The following is an 18,554-nucleotide window of genomic DNA, read 5'->3' as shown; positions in this document are numbered from 1 at the left end:
AAAAAAGCGTGCGAAACGGGTGATATTTGCGATGATTGGGCCAGAGTTACTCTGGGGGGTAATGGTTTGTTAAGTCTGTCACAATCTATCCACAAAACTGTCTCGACCGGGCAGCTTTGGGCCACATTCCAGCCGCACCACTGAATGACATTGTGGTGGTGGGAAATTGGAGTGGAACATGAAACGTCTAATCGCGGTTGTTGCGGCGTGCCTGTCATGGGCTCTGCCGAACGTTGCAGCAGCGCAAGATAGCGCGGCCGCACGCTCTGTTCATGGATGGGAGGCCGTGGGGCGCCTCAACATCTCAGGGCGGAATATGTGTACAGGCGCGCTGATTGCGCCCAACCTTGTGCTGACCGCAGCACATTGCCTGTATGATCCCCAATCTGGCCGGGCGGTGAACCCCGGAAGCATCCGGTTCGAAGCCGGGTTAAACGGGCGCTATGCCAAGGCCGCACGCCAAGTGGTGAAGGCCGTTGTGCACCCGAAATACGTGTTTCGGGCGGTTGGAGATTCGCAGCTGGGTCATGACTTGGCCGTGCTGCGCCTGGATCGCCCGATCAGTACTGAACAGATCCAGCCCTTTGCCACCTCGTCACAGGCGAGCCGCGGCGATGCGGTGGGGGTGATGTCTTACAGCTATGAGCATCGGGATCGCCCCAATTGGGAGCAGCCCTGCCATGTCTTGGCCCGCAAGGGACAGACCATGGTGATGACCTGCCGCGTCGAATATGGCGCATCCGGATCGCCCGTGTTCGAGGTTTTGCCAGGGCGTGCACCTCGTTTGGTATCGGTGATTTCCGCCAAGGCCGCAATGGGCAGCCAGCGGGTGTCGATTGGCACTGCAATTGATAACTCCCTGTGGGAGCTGGTACAGCGGGCCGGTTAACGTCGGCCGTTACTTTTCAATCAGGTTTCAAAAAGCCCGCAGCCAGTATGGCGCGGGTTTTTTGCTTTAGGGTTCGCGCAGCGCTTCTTTGGATTTGTAAAGCGGCTTCAGCAGGTATTGCAGGACCGTTTTCGATCCCGTTTGCAACTCGACAATGGACCGCATGCCCGGTCGGATCTCAATCTCGCGCTGGCGGTCGGTGAAACTGCCGCGGTCCACTTTGACCGTCACTCGGTAATACGGCTCGCCACGGGGGTCGCGCTCATCTTCAAAGGTATCGGCCGAGACAAAGTCTACCTTCCCTTTGAGGGAGCCGTAAATGGTGTAATCATAGGCAGACAGTTTGATCGTCGCATCCTGGCCGGTCTGGACACTGGCGATGTTTTCCGGCTTCACGCGGCCTTCCACGAACAGTTCTTCGCCCAATGGGATGATCTCAAAGATCTCTTCGCCGGGCCGGATCACCCCGCCAATCGTCGTCACAGCCATATTGTTCACCACCCCCTGCATCGGAGAGGTGATCACCGTGCGTGACAGCTGGTCCGAGGCAATGCGCAGCTCTTGGCGGTGAGAAGTCAGGGTTTGCAGCGTTTGCGAATACTCTTCGGCCAGATGCAGTTCGGCCTGGGTGCCGATCTCATTGTATTTGGCTTCGGCATCGGTCACGGATTTCTTGGCGTTGTTCACCTCGATCAGGGCCACGATGCGCTGTTTGTGCAGGCGCTCCATATTCTCAAGCTCGGAACGCAGCTGATCCAGGATCTGTTTCGCGCTGTGGCGGCGGGATTGGAAATCGGCCTGGCGGGCGCGCAACAAGGCGCGTTCTGATGCCAAAATATCCGGTGAACGCTGCGCCAGTTCTGGTGACACGTCAAACTCAAACGCGCCAGAGGCTTCGGCCTCCAACCTGTACTGTTTGATCGCCAGTGCGTCGATCTGATCCTGCAGATCATCAGCGGTGGTCTGGAACCGGGTGGCCTGCAGTTTGGCCAGCACCTGTCCGGCCTCAACTGTGTCGCCCTGACGCACATAAAGCTCAGCCAGAATGCCGCCTTCCAGGTTTTGAATGATCTGGGAGCGCGAGGAAGACACGACCTCACCATCGGCGCGCACGATCTCATCAATCCAGGCAAAAGCCGCCCAGATCAAAAAGACCAGGACGGCACCAGCAGCCAGATAGATAATGCGGCTTGAGCCCAGCGAGCTGCGGGCCAGCTCCTGTTGCATCGAGGTCATTTCTTATCCCCTGCAGCCAGATGCGCCAGAACCTGATCCCGTGGGCCATCCACCACCATCCGGCCGGCTTGCAGGATCAAGGTGCGGTTTGTCAGTTGCAGGATTGGCATGCGGTGTGTCGCAATCACAGCGGTTCGACCTTGTAACCAGGTGTCCAGACGGCTGACCAATGTACGCTCCAGCGTTTGGTCCAGGGAGGCTGTGGGTTCATCCAGCAGAACAATCGACGGGTTCTGCAGCCACAGGCGGGCCCAGCCAATGGACTGGCGCTGACCAATGGACAGGCCACCGCCGCCATCGCTGATTTCCAGATCCAGCCCCTTGTGGTGGTTGCGCACATAGGCCCCAAGACCCGAGAAATCGAGCGCGGCCATCAGACGGTCGTCGTTGCGCTCCAAGAGGTTCATGTTCAGGTTCTCGCGCAAGCTGCCCGCAAACAGGCGGATGTCCTGGCTGAGGTAGCCGATATGGCGGCGCAAATCGCGCGGATCGATCTGGTTCATATCGGTGCCATCAATGATGACCCGCCCCTGATCCGGCGCATAAAGGCCGGTGAGCAGTTTCAACAAGGTCGATTTACCAGAACCGTTGACGCCGAGAATGGCCACGCGTTGACCTGGTTTGATGAGCACCGCAGGCACATCCACGGTGGGGGAGCCATCTTCGTCATAACGGAATACGACTTCGCGCAGCTCGAACTTGCCTTGCAGACTCTCACGCCGCAGATAGGTGCGGTCTTCGGCTTTTTCCTGATCGGCCAGAGCAATGGCATCCAGCCCTTCCAGCGCCGCTTTGACATTGCTCCATCGGGCCATGGCACCGGCAAACTGGGTCAGCGGGGCCAGCGTCCGGCTTGTCAGGATGCCGGTGGCGATAATCGTACCAACTGTGAACTCGCCCTTGAACACCATAAAGGTGCCGAACACGACAGCCGCGATATAGGTGAACTGCTGAATGCCTTGCGACCAATAGGTCAGGGCGCTCGACAGGCGGCGTTGCTCGGCAGCGGAATGTGACGACAGGGCCGACAGCTCGTCCCACAGCCGCATAACACGGTCTTCGCCCCGTTGGGTCTTGAGCGTATCGAGTTCGGTGATCACCTCGTGCAGCAGCCGCCCGGCTTTGGCATTGGCACCTTGGGTCTGGCGCGTCAGGGCAATCATCTTGCGCTGCATGAAATAGGCCGGAGCCAGCATCAGCGCCGCGCCCAGAACCAGAACCCAGACAATCGGTCCCGCAATGGACGCCACCAGCAGCAGGAAGATTGCGATAAACGGAATATCTGCGAGCGTTGAGATGGTCGAGGAGGTGAAAAACTCACGCACGGCACCAAAGTCGCGCATTGCGGCAAACAGGCCGGATGGCGGCAGCGGTTTTTTATCGGAACGCATGCCAATTAGACGGCGCATCAGGTTGCGCTGCACCGACAATTCGATCTGGCGACCAGCAGCATCAGTCAGACGTGCACGGGCCAGTTTCAGCAAGCCTTCCAAGCCGATGGCCAGAATGGCCCCGCCCGCAAGTACCCATAGGGTGGCCTGGGATTGATGCGGCACCACACGGTCATAGACCTGTAACGAGAACAGCGCCACAGAGACCGCCAGGATGTTCGCCACTAGCGAGCCCAGCATGATTTCAATCACCTGACGGCGATATTTTTGAAACTCACCCCAGAACCAATGGTTTGCCTTCAGGTTCGGCGTATGGCGCGCGGCCATCTGATCCATGGACTGGCGGGCCGTCAGCGTGGCCCCGGTGAAATAGGGCTGGAAATCCTTGACCGGCACCTCGGCGCGATGATCGGCGCAGGTCAGATCAAAGATGCTGAGCGTGTCGCCATCCTGGGCCAGAACCAGAACACATTGGCCATTGTTCATCATCGCAACTGCTGGCCAGGCATCCGCCTGCAGGCGCACATTGGTGTCGATGACCGGGTTCAAACCGGTGAAATCCAGCGCCCGGGCCATGGTTTCAAAGGTCTGATCGCCGGGATTGTTGCTCCACAGGAAATCAGCGAGGTCGCTGGGCGGGGCTTCGATGCCGTTGATCGCCGCCAGGGTCGACACCAAGGTCGCCCGGTGCTGGATCCGGGACGAAGTCCCCTCGATCAGAGCATGGACCTCTGATCCGCGATCCTCGCCGCCTTCCAGTTGGATGTCATCCAGCTTTACGTCCGCAGCCAGAATCTCTGGCGCCGCGTTGGGCCGTTCGGCGTGATCGATGTCGTCCGTTTCTACGGCCCGAAGGGTCGGGCGAGGGGCGGATGTGTTTTGGTCCATTTTCGGGGTGTGCTCGGTCAAATCTTGTCCCCGTCTGCCAGAAGCCCTTGATCGCGCGCCATCTCAAGCTGGATCTGGATCACTTCGTATTTTGCCTCAATGCGGCTCAGCTCGCGGCGGACGTATTCCTCGTAAATATTGATGACATCGATCACCGATCGCTGCCCGGCCTCAAACTGTGCCTTAAAAAGCCTGTATGTCTCGTGGCTGGTGCGTGCCAGCCGCGTGGTTTCTTCTTCTTGCCGCCGAAAGGAGGTCAAGCGCTGCAACTGGCGCGCATAAGAGCGGCGCGCGTTTTCTTCGGCTTCGCCAATCTGTCGACGGGCCACTTCTTTGGACGCTTCCACGGCTTTTAATGCGGCTGGGGTGCCAAGACCCAAAGGTTGGCCAACCCCGGCTGTGATCCCTGCACCGGAACCATCGCTGGTAATATTTCCTGCCGCAGACACAGTGGGCAACAGCCCCGCACGTTCCAAGGTTGCCTGCGCAATTGCGCGGTTGGCTTCAGATTGTGCAAGCAAGACATCCAGGTATCCGGCGGCTTCGGGCGGGGTGCCGATGGACAAATGCTGCGGGCGTTCGTCGAAATCCTGTCCGGTCAGCTCATAAAGCTCTGCCCGCGCGGTGGAGGCGCCTTCGCGCGCGGTTGCTGCGCCAGAGCGCAGGCCACCGATTTTGCTTTGAACCACCTGAAGATCAGAACGATCCGATACACCACCTTCGACACGGCCGATGACGACGCGTTCAAACTCGTGCATCTGGCTGATGGCTTTGTCGCCAAACCGAGCCTTTTCATCATCGCGCTGCGCCGCGATGTAAAGACGCAAGGCGGTTTCAACGCGGCTGTTTTGGTCCACCGACAGGTTGACGGCTGCAACCTCGACATCGGCAGCGGCAAAGGCCCGTTCCGCTTTGCGGCGTCCATTGTCGAACAGAACCTGTTCAATCAACAAGCCTGCGACCATATCGCCCAAATCCGTCAGGCTGATGGTCGGGCCAAGGGTTGGCAACCAGTTTTTGGATCTGGCTTCGGCACGCAGTTTTGCGCTGATCAGCTCGGCTTCGGATGCGCGCAGGCTGGCTGTCAGCGCCGCAGAGGCAACCGAGCCATAGATGCTTTGTTGTTCCAAAAGGGAACGCCGCGCCAACAGTTGCTCAATCACTTCTGACGGTTGTTCCTGGCCGGATTGATCAAAATTGCCTGCAGCAACCGCCTGGGCACCCGCATTGGTTCGCGGGCCTAAAACACCCGCGTTCTCGGTGCAGCCCATGACGGTGCTGACCGCTAAAATACTCATTATTGAACGCGCTAACCGCATTCTGCCCCCGCCGCCATTATAGTTGTTGGGTCTGCCACAGCCGATCTGCCGCAGACCAAGCGATTAGATGATGACGTTGACGTCTTCTTCGACGATCAGCGTGGTGCCATCGGTTCCGACGGTGTAGACGTTGAAGCTCTCACCATCGATTGTACGCGTCTCAGAGGCGGTGACGCCCGTTACCGTGATTGTGTCGTCAGTGCCGCCATGTACCACAAGCGTATCTGTATTGGATGACAACGCTTTGATATCGTCTTCTGTGATGACGATATCTGCGGCTGCGCTTTCATCCAGGGCCAGGATCTCGACATTGAACCCGCTGAGACCTGCGTTATCCAGGACATTGCCGCTCACATTGTCTTCGAGGATCAACAGCGTGTCGGCAGTGTTCCCTGAGGTGTCCGTCCCGGTGATGACCAGCCGGGAGCCATCTGGCACTTGGGTTGGATCCGCAAGGAAGAACGAGGTCTCGGTCGTCACGATTGAGGGGTCAAACGGGTCCGTCGCAGTGTCTGTCCGGCTGACGCCGCTGATTGCGGTTACGGTGCCGTCGTCGGCCACTGTGCTGACGGCCATATCGGTGATTTCGTCTTCAAAAATCAGCTGTTCGATATCACCAGAGTTTGTTTCCAAGCCGTGATACTCAGACGCGCCATAGGTGTCGACAGCGAAGGTCTCGGAAATGCTGGCGGTGTTCCCTGCAGCATCGGTCGCGGTGATTGTCGCGGTCTCGCTGTAGGTGCCTTCGGGCAGGTCCGCCGCGTCAAAGTCCACGGTCCAATTGCCGCTTGCGTCCACGGTGGCGGACCGGGTGACCGAGTTGATGGTGACAGTCACACTTGAACCCGGCTCGACTGTGCCTGTGAGAGTGACGCCAGCGGCGCGTTCGGACTGGTTGATAATATCGTCCGCAGTTTGCAGCGCGTCCGACGTCAGGGGATCGACCAATGTGTCGACCTCAACGGTGTGGGTAACGGTTGGGCCTACGTTGCCTGCGGCATCGGTCAACGTGACGGACGCAGTCTGGCTGCTCTCGCCCGCTGGAACGTCGCTTGCGTCATAATCCAGCGACCAGCTGCCATCACCGGCAACTGTGGTCGTCCGGGTGGAGCCAAGGAATGTGACCTCAACAGTAGATCCAGCTTCACCAGAGCCGGACAATGTCACGCCGTCTGATGCTTCTGCAGCATTGACCACATCGTCCGTTTCAACCGTATCGATGGTTGCGGTCGGCGCGACGGTATCAATCGTAACCGTATGATCGCTGGTTGAGCTGTTGCCAGCGGCGTCGGTGCTGGTCACCGTAAAGGTCGTGTCGTATTCGCCGGCCGTAATAACAGCGGCATCATAGGCAACCGACCAGCTGCCATCATCTCCAACCGTCGTGGTCGCAATTTCCCCCATGAATTCCACTGAGATGGCCGCACCAGCTTCACCAGTCCCAGAGAGGGTTACGCCATCCGCCGCTTCGGCGGCATTGACGAAATCATCGCCTTCAACCGTATTGATGGTTGTCGTGGGTGCGACGGTGTCAATTTCTACGGTATGGCTGGTTGTGGAGCTGTTGCCTGCCGCATCAGTGCTGGTGACCGTCGCGGTTGCATCATATTCACCACCGGCGATCAAGGCGGCGTCATAGGCAACCGCCCATGTTCCGTCTGCGCCAACGGTGGTGGTGGCGGTCTCGCCCATGAATTCTACCGAGATGGCTGCACCCGCTTCGCCGGTTCCGGACAGGGTTACGCCATCTGCCGCTTCGGCGGCATTCACGACATCATCGCCTTCAACCGTATTGATGGTTGCCGTCGGTGCGACGGTGTCGATTTCTACGGTATGGCTGGTTGTGGAGCTGTTGCCTGCCGCATCAGTGCTGGTGACCGTCGCGGTTGCATCATATTCACCACCGGCGATCAAGGCGGCGTCATAGGCAACCGCCCATGTTCCGTCTGCGCCAACGGTGGTGGTGGCGGTCTCGCCCATGAATTCCACCGAGATGGCTGCACCCGCTTCGCCGGTTCCAGACAGGGTTACGCCATCCGCCGCTTCGGCGGCATTGACCAAATCATCGCCTTCAACCGTATCCACACCAATGGCGGGCGCAATTGTGTCCACTTCCAGAACATCGGTTACAACCGTCGTATTGCCAAAGGCGTCCGCGCTGGTCACCGTGACGGTGGTGGTGTACTCGCCAGTCGCTATTTCGGTTTCGGAAAAAGTGACGGACCAAGTTCCATCTTCACCGACGGTTGTCGTATGTGTGGTGCCGTCAATCTCAACAGAGATGGAAGCGCCAACTTCGCCTTCGCCCGAGATCACCGGACCGTCTGCCTGTTCGTTGGCGTTGACAATTTCGCCCACCGATTGCGTGCCTTCGGTGATAGCGATCGGCGGCGGCGTGGTGTCAATGTTTAACGTTGGACCATCAAGGTCAAAGGTTTCACCATCTGGGTCTTCTACGTGAACTTCGACGTCATAATTGCCGTCTGCGGGCAGATCAGCTGGGTCAAACGGCGCGCTCCAGATGCCGTCGTCGTTGACGGTTACAGTCTGCGTGGCGGTGCCAATTGTGACATCCACGGTTGAGCCGGGCGCACCGGTTCCTGAAATCGTGACCGGGTCGGTCGTGTCGCCTGCAACATCATAGGAGGCGTCAGGATTGTCGACTGTGGGCGTTACTGAGCCTGAGTCGCCATCATCCGAGGAGTCACCGCCGTCGTCATCGCCATCTCCGTCGCCACCGTCGTCTCCGACATCGCCTGTGTCATCGTCGTCGCCTGTGTCGTCGCCGCCATCACCTGCTCCGCCGCCGGTTCCGTCACCGTCGCCCGCTTCGTCGTCGTCTCCACCTGCGGCCAGGGCACCGGCACCAACAATGCCAGCGGCCGCGGCAGCAGCCCCCAGCCCACCCAATGCAGGTGCTGCCACAAGCGGTGCAATCACCGGCTCCACACGGTCCAGTTCAAGGAACACCAGCTCATCATAAGCGCTCCATTTGCCGGATACGTCGAGGGGCTCGTAGGTTGGGTACAAGGCGCCTTCGGGGCTGGCATCAATGACAACTTCGATAAATTCGCCATTGTCGCTCAGGAACAGGTTCTTTTCCCCTGTCAGCCCTGTCGCAAAGTAATTGTCCAGAACGAGTATCTGACCGTCCATGGTCAGAATCTGCAAGTCATTTCCGACCCTGCTGTATCCTTGGACGTCTGCTGTAGACAGGTTCAAGGAAATATCTTTGGCGGAGGTCGCATCCAAAACAGAGTTCGCCTCGGCAAATTCGCCGTGCTGTTTGGTTCCCGCCTGGTCTCGGGTAATAAATGCAATGGTACTCATGTTTTACCGCTCGTTCTTAATATGGCATCTCCGCACAGCTGAATTGCCGCCGAAATCGGAGGATGCCTGATTTATGCCTAACTGCCTCATGGCCTTATGGTGGCCGATTTGTGATCATAATGCGGCGGGATTGGCTGATTTGTCTAGTGTCGCAGGGGGATGCGGTTTGGTTAATCTTGAACAATTGTGGCCAATGTGCCGCAATCACTGGGTGGACTGGCCCTACTCAATCAGAATGTTGTGGGTAAGTCACAGTCCGTTAACCTTTGATAAAGAATTTCCTGCAGTTCTAAACCCAATCGTGACATCCTGTTCCTAAGGATGGGGTTGCGCAACAAGGGTGCGCAGCTGCCGAAAAACCTTTGCCAACCAGTATGCGATGGGCGTGCTGCAGGTGCCCAAATCTCTGGCTTGTGAACGGATGTTTGTTAAAAGTTTGTGGCAATTAGTCGAAAATTCACGAGTTACGGATAGCGTGAAGTAGACGAATATAGTAGTCTGGTATTCAAACAGACGCCGCCGCGGAGACAGGTTCCCGGCCATTCATCGCCCTTTAGAGGCGAGAGGCGGGAACGCGTGCGACTGCCCGCGGTGACGAGCAGAACTCAGAATTCGAGAACGATGCGGACAGACTTTGGCCCACGTGTAGGGAGGCTCTGTCTGTGTGTGAGCAGTATCCCAGGAGGAACGGGCGCAAAATTAGATCAGGAGGCTCGATCATATGACGAATATCGCCGAAATTTTTGCTGAGCAGTATGGGCAAACCAAAGAGCAGGAGATGTCCTTGCAGGATTATCTTTTGGCCTGTCGGGACGACCCAAGCGTTTATGCCAATGTGGCAGAACGAATGCTTAAGGCAATCGGAGAGGAGGAGCTTGTCGACACGTCAAAAGACGCGCGATTAGGGCCGATTTTCCAAAACCGAACGATCAAGCGTTACAAGGCCTTCGAAGATTTCTATGGGATGGAGGACACGATCGAACGGATCGTGGGCTATTTCCGCCATGCCGCCCAAGGCTTGGAAGAACGTAAACAGATCCTGTATCTGCTTGGACCAGTGGGGGGCGGCAAGTCCTCGTTGGCGGAACGTCTCAAGCGACTGGTCGAAGACCAACCGATTTATGTGCTGAAAGCTGGCGATCAGATTTCGCCGATTTTCGAAAGCCCGCTGGGGCTGTTTGACCCAATAAAAATGGGCAAGATCCTGGAAAAAGAATTTGGGATTGCCCAGCACCGTTTGCCAGGGCTCATGTCGCCTTGGGCAGTCCAGCGCCTGGATGAATTCGAAGGCGATATCAACAAGTTTACCGTCGTGCGCCTGCATCCCTCCCGCCTGCGCCGTATCTGCGTTGCCAAGGTCGAACCAGGTGACGAAAACAACCAGGATATCTCTACTTTGGTTGGTAAGGTCGACATTCGTCAGTTGGAGCATTTCAGCCAGGACAATCCGGACGCCTATTCCTTCTCGGGCGGGCTGAACCGCGCCACCCAAGGTGTTTTGGAATTTGTCGAAATGTTCAAAGCGCCCATCAAGATGCTCCACCCGTTGCTGACGGCAACGCAGGAGGGCAATTATATGGGGACCGAAAGCTTTGGCGCTATTCCGTTCAATGGTCTGATCCTGGCCCACTCAAACGAGAGCGAGTGGCAGACTTTCAAAAACAACAAGAACAATGAGGCTTTTATCGATCGGGTGTCGATTGTGAAAGTGCCGTATTGTCTGCGCGTCTCGGATGAAACGCAGATCTATGAAAAGCTGATCGAATACAGCGAGCTGAAAGATGCGCCCTGTGCACCGGAAACGCTGAAAATCCTCAGCCGCTTCTCGGTTCTGACGCGTCTGAAGCCGCATGAGAACTCGAACCTCTACTCCAAGATGCGCGTCTATGATGGTGAAAGCCTGAAAGACACGGATCCCAAAGCCAAAACCGTGCAGGAATACCAAGACCGCGCGGGTGTGGACGAGGGCATGGATGGGGTTTCAACCCGGTTTGCCTTCAAAGTGCTGTCGTCAGTCTTCAACTTTGACACCGAAGAGGTCGCCGCGGATCCGGTGCATCTGATGTATGTGCTGGAGCAGATGATCAAACGGGAGCAGTTCCCAACCGAGACCGAGGCCAAGTATCTGGAGTTTATCAAGACAGAGCTTGCGCCGCGCTATGAGGAGTTTATCGGCAACGAGATCCAGAAAGCCTATCTCGAAAGCTACACTGAATATGGTCAGAACGTTTTTGACCGCTACATCTCTTATGCGGACGCCTGGATTGAAGAGCAGGACTATAAGGATCCCGATACTGGACAGCTTTATGATCGGGAAATCCTGGATGCAGAGCTTTCCAAGATTGAAAAGCCCTGCGGCATCGCCAATCCCAAGGACTTCCGCAACGAAGTGGTGAAATTCGCGCTGCGTCATCGGGCCAATACGGGATCAAACCCGGCTTGGAATTCTTATGAAAAGCTGCGTGACGTGATCGAGAAGCACATGTTCAGCCAAGTGGAAGAATTGCTGCCGGTGATCTCATTCGGGAGCAAGAAAGACAGCAAGACCGAAGGCAAACACCAAGAGTTCGTCGATCGGATGCAAAACCATGGCTACACGTCGCGGCAAGTCCGGCGCCTGGTGGAGTGGTACATGCGTGTGAACAAAGCGGGTTAACGGCGAGGGCACTTAATGCACCAATTCATTGACAGGCGCGCCAATCCCAAGGGCAAGAGCCTTGGCAATCGCCAAAGGTTCTTGCGCCGCGCACGGGAGAATATCAAAGAGCGTGTCGACCGTTCAGTGCGGGATAAGACGATCCAGGACGGGTCGGCGGATCAAGCATCGGGCGAAAAGATCACGATCCCCTCAAAAGGTCTGAAAGAACCGCGGTTCTTTCACGACGGCAAAGGGGGGCACCGGCGGCATGTGTTGCCGGGCAACAAAGACTATGTCGTTGGCGATCAGATCAAACGTCCCCCCGCAGGCGGCGGGGAGGGCGGCAAGCAAGGGTCTGATGATGGGGATGGCTCGGATGAGTTTTCCTTTACCCTGACACGGGATGAATATCTTGAGATCCTGTTTGACGGGCTGGAACTGCCGGATCTTGTTGAAAAACAAACGGTGGAGACCGAAACCATTGGCACCCGCCGTGCGGGTCTGACAACGGCGGGAACACCCAACAATCTGAACCTTGTTCGCACCATGCGCAATTCGCTTGGGCGGCGGATTGCATTGCAACGCCCGTCCAAATCGACCCAGAAGGCGCTGGAGAAACAAGTTGCCGAGTTGGAAGAGATCGAAGCGCGCAGCCCTGCCCAGGAAGAGGTGCTGGCGGAACTGAAGCGCAAGCTGGACGGGCTGATCCGCAAGCGCAAAGTGGTGGGTTACATCGATCCGCTGGATCTGCGCTATGACACCTATGTGCCGGAGAAAATCCGCAATTCGCGGGCGGTGGTTTTCTGTCTCATGGATGTATCCGGCTCGATGCAGGAGCGGGAGAAGGATTTGGCCAAACGCTTCTTCCTGCTGCTGCATCTGTTCCTGACACGCTGTTATGAACACACAGAGATCGTCTTTGTCCGACATACACATCACGCGCAGGAGGTGGATGAGGACACGTTCTTTTATGCCCGCGAAACCGGCGGCACCATTGTGTCCACGGCGTTGGAAAAGATGAAAGAGATCATCGACGAGCGTTACCCACCAGATGAATGGAACATCTATGGGGCGCAGGCCTCGGATGGGGAGAATTTTGGCAATGACTCAACGCGCTGCAAATCGCTGCTGCTTGAGCATCTGTTACCAGTTTGCCAGTTCTATGCCTATGTCGAAATCGTCGAGGAATCTGCCGATCATCTGCTGTTGAACCCCGACGCAGGCGAAGATCTGTGGCAAAACTACCGAGAGGTGCAAGGGCAGGCGGCGCATTTTGAAATGCAGCGGGTGGCTTTCCCGTCGCATATCTATCCGATTTTCCGCGAGTTCTTCATGCCCAAAGCAAAGGGGAGAGTGAATGCTGGATAACAAAGACGCGCCCGGCCTTTTATTCAACGGTCCGGAATGGACCTTTGAACTGTTGGAGACGGCGCGGGATGCGATCGAACAGATCGCGCTGGAGGATCTGGGGCTTGACGTTTATCCCAACCAGATCGAGATCATCTCGGCGGAGCAGATGCTGGATGCCTATTCCTGCGTTGGTCTGCCCTTGATGTACAACCACTGGTCCTTTGGCAAACATTTCGCACGGGACGAAGCGCTGTATCGGACAGGCCGTCAGGGCCTGGCCTATGAGATTGTGATCAATTCCAACCCTTGCATCAGCTATAATATGGAAGAAAACACCATGGCGATGCAGACCCTGGTGATGGCGCATGCGGCCTTTGGCCATAACCATTTCTTCAAGAACAATTACCTGTTCCAGCAATGGACGGATGCAGACGGCATTCAGGACTATCTGGCCTTTGCCAAGAACTATATTGCCGCCTGCGAAGAGCGATACGGCTGGGATGCGGTCGAAGAGGTTCTGGATGCAGCCCATGCGCTGCAAAGCCAGGGTGTGTTTCGATATGGCCGCCCGCCCAAACCAACCGCCGCCGAGCAAGAGGCGATGCAGCGGGTGCGTGATGGATATGAAAGCGCGCAAACCCTGCTGGATATCTGGACCGACTCCACCTTGGGGCGGGAGAAACGCGAAACCCTCCGCGATGAGCCCTACAGCAGCCGTCGCAAAGCGATGAACATGCCGCAGGAAAATATCCTTTACTTCTTGGAAAAACACAGCCCTGTGCTGGAAAGCTGGCAATGTGAGATTCTGCGGATTGTTCGAGTTCTGGCACAGTATTTTTATCCGCAGAAACAGACCAAGGTCATGAACGAAGGCTGTGCGACCTTTGTTCATTACTACATCATCAACAAGCTCTATGAGCAGGGGCGCATCTCACAGGGTGCCTTGATGGAGATGATGCACAGCCACACCAATGTGGTCTTGCAGCCGGAATTTGATGATCCGCGCTTTTCTGGGCTCAACCCTTATGCGCTGGGCTTTGCAATGATGCAGGACATCAAGCGGATCTGTCAGAACCCGACAGACGAGGACCGCGAATGGTTCCCGGATTTCGCGGGCGATCCAGACTGGCGCAAAGTGTTGCGGGACGCCTGGGCGAATTACCGCGATGAAAGCTTTATCCAGCAATTCCTGTCGCCTAACCTGATCCGCAAGTTCAAGCTGTTTACGTTGACCGATGATGCGACACAGCCAAATCTGGTGGTCAGCACAATCCACAACCGCGCGGGTTATCGTACCATTCGCCGCGATTTGGCCAAGCAATATGACCTCGCCTATATCGAGCCCGATATTCAGGTTACAGATGCGGACTTGAAGGGGGATCGCGAGCTAAAACTCACACATACAGTTCGCGATGGAATTCACTTGAACGAAGAGGACAAAGAGCAGGTGCTGCTGCATTTGCGCAGGCTCTGGGGCTATGGGGTCACGCTGGACGCGGTAGAGCTGGAAATCTCGTCCTAGGTTGCCAATGTTTAACATGAAACAGCCGCAGGGAATGGCCTGCGGCTGTTCTCGTTTCAGTATGTGCTGTTGCGATTAAAACTCGACAACCGCGCGGATCGATTTCCCTTCGTGCATCAGGTGGAAACCGTGGTTGATCTCATCCAGCGACAACTTGTGCGTGATCATCGGGTCAATCTCGATCTTGCCGTCCATGTACCAATCTACAAATTTTGGCACGTCAGTGCGCCCCTTTGCGCCGCCAAAGGCGGTGCCTTTCCAGACGCGACCGGTCACCAACTGGAAGGGACGCGTTGAAATCTCTGCACCTGCAGGCGCTACGCCGATAATCACGGACACGCCCCAACCCCGGTGCGAACATTCCAGCGCATCGCGCATAACCTTCACATTACCCGTCGCATCAAAGGAGTAATCTACACCGCCGAACGCATCTTCGTCGGTTTTGGTCAGTTCAATGATCGCTTCGGTCACGGTTTGACCATCCAGTTTGGACGGGTTTACAAAATCGGTCATACCGAATTTGCGCGCCATCTCGGCTTTGTCGTCATTCAGGTCGACGCCGATGATCTTGCTGGCTCCGGCCATCTCGAGGCCTTGGATCACGTTCAGACCGATGCCACCGAGGCCAAAGACCGCAGCCGTTGCGCCCTGTTCCACACCGGCGGTATTGATCACTGCGCCGATACCTGTCGTGACGCCACAACCGATATAGCAGATCTTATCAAATGGGGCGTCATCGCGCACCTTGGCCAGGGCAATCTCGGGCACCACGGTGTGGTTGGCAAAGGTGGAGCAGCCCATGTAATGATAGATCGGCGTGCCATCCAGCATGGAGAACCGGGTGGTTCCATCGGGCATCAAGCCTTGACCCTGGGTGCCACGGATTGCTGTGCACAGGTTGGTTTTGCCCGACCGGCAAGCGTGGCATTTACCACATTCGGGCGTGTAAAGCGGGATCACGTGATCGCCCGGTTTCAGCGTGGTCACGCCTTCGCCAACTTCCAATACAACACCAGCCCCTTCGTGACCCAGAACGCAGGGGAAAATCCCTTCGGGGTCATCACCGGAACGGGTGAATTCATCTGTGTGGCACAGCCCTGTGGCTTTGATCTCAACCAGAACCTCACCCTTTTTCGGGCCGTCTAGGTTCACTTCCATGATCTCCAGCGGTTTGCCTGGTTCCAGTGCAACGGCGGCGCGGGTACGCATCATGACGACATCCTTTTTGTTGTGGCTGATCGCTCTGGAGCCACAGAGCGATTTGCGGAGCGGTTTGTCCTTCACCGGCGAAGGTATTGAAAACGGCTAACCCGCAATTGGGTCATCCTGCAAGGGCATCTCGTTTAACGCACCATTTGAAAAGCTTATCACACCCCGCCGTTTTCACACAGAAGCGCCGTAAAACGTCAATCACATCGCAAGGCTGCAGGACAGATCACAAAAACATGTCAAAAGGTGTTGACCTTCCGGTTGCTGGAAGGAGCATATCCACCTGCAAAGACGATCTGGATCTTTGATCTTGGCACTCAAAAAGGACCTGCCCGTGGCGCATCAAGAATATGCTTTGCAACTCACTGGATTGAATTGCGCAGGCTGTGCTGGGCGCGCAGAACGCGCACTGCAGGCGGTGCCCGGCGTGCAGGGGGCTTCGGTTAATTTTGCAACGGCAACAGCGACAATTGAGGCAGACCGGGCGCTGTCGATTGCGCCGCTTGTACAGGCGGTCAAGGGCGCGGGTTACCCATTCGCAGAACATGAGGTGACGTTGGCCCTGTCGGGGATGAACTGCGGTTCCTGTGTGGGGCGGGTCGAAGCTGCGTTGGGCGCGTTGGATGGGGTGTTGTCTGTGACTGTGACCCTCACGGATGGCATGGCACGGGTTCGCTATGTTGCCGGCATCGTGTCGGTTGGGGACCTGCAGAACGCCACCAAAGGCGCAGGTTATGACGCGCGTTCCAGTGATGAGGCACCGTCTGATAAACCCAGCGAGGTCAAAGCGCTGCAGCGTGATGTCTGGACAGCGCTGGTGCTGACGCTGCCTGTTTTTGTCTTGGAAATGGGTGGCCATATGGTTCCGGCCTTCCATCATTGGGTCATGGCCACGCTTGGCCAGTCCTTGAGCTGGACACTACAGGCCATTTTGGTTGCGCTGGTTCTGGCCGGGCCGGGGCGGCGGTTTTTTGAGCGGGGGATTCCGGGGCTGTTGCGTGGCGCGCCGGATATGAATGCCTTGGTGGCGCTGGGGACAGCGGCTGCTTTTGGGTATTCGCTGGTTGCGACCTTTGCGCCTGGCGTTCTGCCGGACGAAGCGGTGCAGGTCTATTACGAGTCGGCAGCTGTGATTGTGACGCTGATCCTGTTGGGTCGCCTGCTGGAAGCACGCGCCAAAGGGCGCACAGGCGCGGCCATTCGCACCCTGGCCGGTCTGCAGCCAGACACGGCGTTGGTTGTGACAGACAACGGCCCCAAGAACGTGGCGATCGCTGACATCCAAACAGGCGACCGCATCCGCTTGCGTCCCGGAGAGCGGGTGGCCGTCGATGGCACAATTGTATCCGGGCGCAGCGACATCGATGAGAGCATGCTGACCGGAGAGCCGTTGCCGGTGGCCAAGGCGGCTGGCGCATTCGTCAGCGCAGGCACCAACAATGGCACGGGCGTTATTGAGGTTGAGGTCACCGGCGTGGGCCGGGATACACGTCTGGCGCAGATCATTCACATGGTGGAACGCGCGCAGGGCGCAAAGCTCCCGGTTCAGGCTTTGGTGGACCGGATCACGCTGCGGTTCGTGCCAGCGGTCTTGGCCATTGCGGGGCTGACGGTTTTGATCTGGCTGGCCTTGGGGCAGGGGACTGCTGCGCTTGTCTCTGGGGTGGCCGTGTTGATCATTGCGTGTCCTTGCGCCATGGGGCTGGCCACGCCAACCTCGATCATGGTGGCGCTGGGCCGGGCTGCGCAGCTTGGCGTGTTGTTCCGCAAAGGCACCGCATTGCAGCAATTGGAAGACGTCAAACTGGTGGTCTTTGACAAAACAGGAACGCTAACACAGGGGCGTCCCGTGGTCACGGATATCGCTTTCCACGGTGAATGGCGCCGTGAAGAGCTGATGCCCTTGGTTGCGGCCGTTGAAGCGCAATCTGAACATCCCATTGCGCGCGCCCTTGTGGCCGCTGCAGGCGCGGCTGCGCTGCCCGATGCGGAAGCGGTTCACGCCCATGCAGGCCGCGGGATTGTGGCGCAAGTCGAAGGCCGTGACGTGCGTGTGGGGCGCTTGGCCTTTGTGGCGGAAACAGCCTCTTTGCCGGATGGATGGATGGATCAGGCCACCTCGATGGCGCAACACGGTGTGACACCCGTTGCCGTTTCAGTCGCTGGCGCAGCGGCGGCACTGATCGCCGTCAGTGATCCCATTCGCGAAGATGCGGCCCAAACCGTGGCCGCATTGAAACAGCGCGGTGTGGCGGTTGCGATGTTGTCTGGCGACGCTAAGGGTACAGCCGCGCATGTGGCGGATCAGCTTGGCATCGATCACGTGTTTGCAGAGTGTTTACCAGCGGACAAATTGACCAAGCTCACAGAACTGCAGACGACCTTTGGCGCAACGGCCTTTGTCGGTGACGGCATCAATGACGCTCCGGCTCTTGCGGCGGCAGATTGTGGCGTGGCGCTGGGCAATGGCACGGACGTTGCAATCGAAGCGGCCGAAGTCGTGCTGTCATCCGGGCAGCTTTCGTCCGTTGTGACCGCGTTAGACGCAAGCCGACGGACCATGCGCAACATACGCCAGAACCTAGGCTGGGCCTTTGGGTACAACGTGCTGTTGATCCCGGTTGCGGCCGGTCTTTTGGTGCCATTTGGCGGGCCGCAGCTGTCTCCGGCCTTGGCTGCAGGGGCAATGGCGGCCTCCAGTGTTTTGGTTCTGACCAACGCGCTGCGCTTGCGAAATTTAGATCCGGTCTTACATGATAATCAGCATGGGTGATAAGGTGCC

At 57.3% G+C, this 18,554-nt stretch carries 10 protein-coding genes; 5 read left to right on the top strand and 5 right to left on the bottom strand.

Features of this window, described 5'->3' with window-relative positions:
• The first annotated feature begins 178 nt into the window (after positions 1-178).
• Positions 179-889, top strand: coding sequence for a trypsin-like serine peptidase (locus GFB49_RS15065; RefSeq protein WP_153216753.1), 711 nt, complete (start codon positions 179-181; stop codon positions 887-889).
• A 66-nt stretch (positions 890-955) separates the two neighbouring features.
• Here GFB49_RS15065 and GFB49_RS15060 read toward each other — a convergent pair whose 3' ends face one another.
• From GFB49_RS15060 to GFB49_RS15045, 4 genes are all read right to left on the bottom strand, one after another.
• Positions 956-2,125: a beta-barrel domain-containing protein gene (locus tag GFB49_RS15060; RefSeq protein WP_153216752.1), complete on the bottom strand. Its 1,170-nt coding sequence runs from the start codon at positions 2,123-2,125 to the stop codon at positions 956-958.
• Positions 2,122-4,404: an ATP-binding cassette domain-containing protein gene (locus tag GFB49_RS15055; RefSeq protein WP_194269369.1), complete on the bottom strand. Its 2,283-nt coding sequence runs from the start codon at positions 4,402-4,404 to the stop codon at positions 2,122-2,124. Before GFB49_RS15055 ends, GFB49_RS15060 begins: the two co-directional genes overlap by 4 nt.
• Positions 4,405-4,421: 17 nt before the next feature.
• Complete coding sequence (locus GFB49_RS15050; protein ID WP_246149745.1) at positions 4,422-5,702, bottom strand: TolC family protein; 1,281 nt, start codon at positions 5,700-5,702, stop codon at positions 4,422-4,424.
• 84 nt (positions 5,703-5,786) lie between these two features.
• Entirely contained in the window at positions 5,787-9,053 is a 3,267-nt protein-coding gene (locus tag GFB49_RS15045) for an Ig-like domain-containing protein (protein ID WP_153216750.1), read from the bottom strand.
• A 721-nt stretch (positions 9,054-9,774) separates the two neighbouring features.
• On the opposite strand from GFB49_RS15045, the gene GFB49_RS15040 reads away from it, so the two are divergent.
• From GFB49_RS15040 to GFB49_RS15030, 3 genes are read left to right on the top strand one after another with little or no spacing between them, the layout of a single operon-like run.
• Complete coding sequence (locus tag GFB49_RS15040) at positions 9,775-11,709, top strand: PrkA family serine protein kinase (RefSeq protein WP_153216749.1); 1,935 nt, start codon at positions 9,775-9,777, stop codon at positions 11,707-11,709.
• A gap of 15 nt (positions 11,710-11,724) precedes the next feature.
• Entirely contained in the window at positions 11,725-13,059 is a 1,335-nt protein-coding gene (locus GFB49_RS15035) for a YeaH/YhbH family protein (RefSeq protein ID WP_153216748.1), read from the top strand.
• The gene (locus GFB49_RS15030) at positions 13,049-14,563 is read left to right on the top strand and encodes a SpoVR family protein (protein WP_153216747.1); all 1,515 of its coding nucleotides are present in this window, start codon (positions 13,049-13,051) and stop codon (positions 14,561-14,563) included. Before GFB49_RS15035 ends, GFB49_RS15030 begins: the two co-directional genes overlap by 11 nt.
• 75 nt (positions 14,564-14,638) lie before the next feature.
• Here the strand turns inward: GFB49_RS15030 and GFB49_RS15025 are convergent, their stop codons facing one another.
• Positions 14,639-15,772 carry an S-(hydroxymethyl)glutathione dehydrogenase/class III alcohol dehydrogenase gene (locus tag GFB49_RS15025; RefSeq protein ID WP_153216849.1) on the bottom strand — a complete coding sequence of 378 codons (1,134 nt, stop codon included), beginning with the start codon at positions 15,770-15,772 and terminating at the stop codon, positions 14,639-14,641.
• Between the two features lie 334 nt (positions 15,773-16,106).
• Between GFB49_RS15025 and GFB49_RS15020 the strand changes: the two genes are divergently transcribed.
• A complete protein-coding gene (locus GFB49_RS15020; protein WP_343032598.1) occupies positions 16,107-18,545 on the top strand; it encodes a heavy metal translocating P-type ATPase in 2,439 nt (812 codons plus the stop codon).
• Positions 18,546-18,554: the final 9 nt, after the last annotated feature.

Origin of the sequence: Tritonibacter litoralis, assembly GCF_009496005.1 — a bacterium.
In the GTDB taxonomy this organism is placed as follows: domain Bacteria; phylum Pseudomonadota; class Alphaproteobacteria; order Rhodobacterales; family Rhodobacteraceae; genus Epibacterium; species Epibacterium litoralis.
Note: the sequence above shows the minus strand (reverse complement) of the source record. Positions and strands in the feature narration are given on the sequence as shown.